At 70.7% G+C, this 2,051-nt stretch carries 1 protein-coding gene and 1 pseudogene; both read left to right on the forward strand.

What is annotated here, in order from left to right; genetic code table 11:
* The first annotated feature begins 14 nt into the window (after positions 1 to 14).
* Positions 15 to 1,808, forward strand: coding sequence for an extracellular solute-binding protein (locus FV222_RS24275; RefSeq protein ID WP_246685638.1), 1,794 nt, complete (start codon positions 15 to 17; stop codon positions 1,806 to 1,808).
* Between the two features lie 55 nt (positions 1,809 to 1,863).
* Positions 1,864 to 2,051 (forward strand): annotated as a pseudogene (locus FV222_RS24280) (microcin ABC transporter permease); the annotation flags it as partial.

Genomic DNA, 2,051 nt, shown 5'->3' on the forward strand with positions numbered 1-2,051 from the left:
ACCGCGCCGCGGCGCTGCCGCGCGGCGCGGTCGCCCAAACCGCGGCATCGCACGGGATGTCGAGCTTCGGCGAGCTGAAGTACCCGAAGGACTTCCAACGCTTCGACTACGTGAACCCGATGGCGCCCCGCGGCGGGCGGTTCTCGTCGCAGCTGAGCCAGACCTTCGGCAACCAGGCGGCCGACACCTTCAACACCCTGAACGCCTACGTGCTGCAGGGGGAGGGGGCCGCCGGCATGAACCTCACCTTCGACAGCCTGATGGTGCGGGCGCTGGACGAGCCGGACGCGCTCTACGGCCTCGTCGCGCGGTCGGTGGCGGTGTCCGAGGACGGGCTGACCTACACCTTCACCCTGCGGCCGCAGGCGCGCTTCCACGACGGCTCGAAGCTGACGGCGAAGGACGTGGCGTTCAGCCTCAAGCTGCTGCGCGAGAAGGGCCACCCCGAGATTTCCGAGGTGATCCGCGACATGCGCGATGCGACGGCGCCCGACGACGCGACGGTGGTGATCACCTTCGCACCCGGCCGCGCCCGCGACCTCCCGCTCACGATCGCGCAACTGCCGATCTTCTCCGCGGCCTACTACGGAAAACGCGACTTCTCGGCCTCCACCCTGGAGTCGCCGCTCGGCTCCGGCCCGTATCAGGTGGGGCGCGTCGACGTCGGGCGATCGATCGAGTTCGAGCGGGTCCGCGACTATTGGGCCGCGGAGCTGCCGGCGATGGTCGGGCAGAACAACTTCGACGCGATCCGCTACGAGTATTTCCGTGACCGCAACGTCGCCTTCGAGGCGTTCAAGGGCGGCGCCTTCACCTTCCGCGAGGAGTTTACCGCGCGGGTCTGGGCCACCGGCTACGACTTCCCGGCGGCGAACGAAGGCCGGGTCGTGCGCACCACCGTGCCGGATGCCCGGCCCTCGGGCACGCAGGGCTGGTGGATGAACACGCGGCGGCCGGCCTTCCGCGATCCGCGGGTGCGCGAGGCGATCGGCCTGTGCTTCGACTTCGAATGGACGAACAAGAACATCATGTTCGGCGCCTACGTGCGCACGGCCTCGTTCTTCGAGAACTCGATCCTGAAGGCCGTCGGCACGCCCTCGCCCGAAGAGCTGGCGTTGCTCGGGTCCCTGCGGAACGACCTGCCGGCGGAGGTGTTCGGCGAGCCGTGGACGCCGCCGACCTCGGACGGGTCGGGGCAGGACCGGGCGCTGCTCAAGCGCGCCGACGCGCTGCTGCGAGAGGCCGGCTGCACCCGCGACGGCGGCCTGCTCACGCTGCCCGGCGGCAAGCCGTTCACGATCGAGTTCCTCGATTCGAGCCCGGCGCTGGAGCCACACACCCACCCCTTCATCCGCAACCTCGGCCTGCTCGGCATCCGGGCGACGATCCGCACCGTCGACGCCTCGCAGTACCAGTCGCGGCTCAAGGACTTCGACTTCGACATCACCTCGCGGCGATACGCCAGCGGCATGACCCCGGGGGCGGAGCTGCGCGAGACCTACGGGTCGCGCTCCGCCGCGACGCCCGGCTCCAACAACCTGTCGGGCATCGCCGACCCGGCGATCGACGCGCTGCTCACCGCGATCGCGGACGCGACATCGCGCGAGGCGCTGGACGCCGCCTGCCGGGCGCTCGACCGCGTGTTGCGCGCCGGACGCTACTGGGTGCCGATGTGGTATGCCGGCACGCACCGGCTCGCGCTCTGGGACGTCTACGGCCACCCCGCGGAGGGGCCGAAATACGATCTCGGCGCGCCGGCGGTGTGGTGGTTCGACGCCGACAAGGCCCGGCGCATCGGCCGGGACTGAACCGAGGCGCCAGACCGTCGAGGCCCGGCCTTCGGCGACACAGGAGAACCCTTCCTTGCTCGGCTATGTCCTGCGCCGCATCGGCCTGATGATCCCGACCCTGTTCGGGATCATGCTGATCACCTTCACCATCGTGCAGTTCGCCCCCGGCGGGCCGGTGGAGCGGGTGCTCGCGCAGATGCAGGGGCAGGGCGACGGCACGCTCTCGCGGGTCACCGGCGGCACCGGCGACCTGGGCGGCGC

Source organism: Methylobacterium sp. WL103 (assembly GCF_008039885.1).
In the GTDB taxonomy this organism is placed as follows: domain Bacteria; phylum Pseudomonadota; class Alphaproteobacteria; order Rhizobiales; family Beijerinckiaceae; genus Methylobacterium; species Methylobacterium cerastii.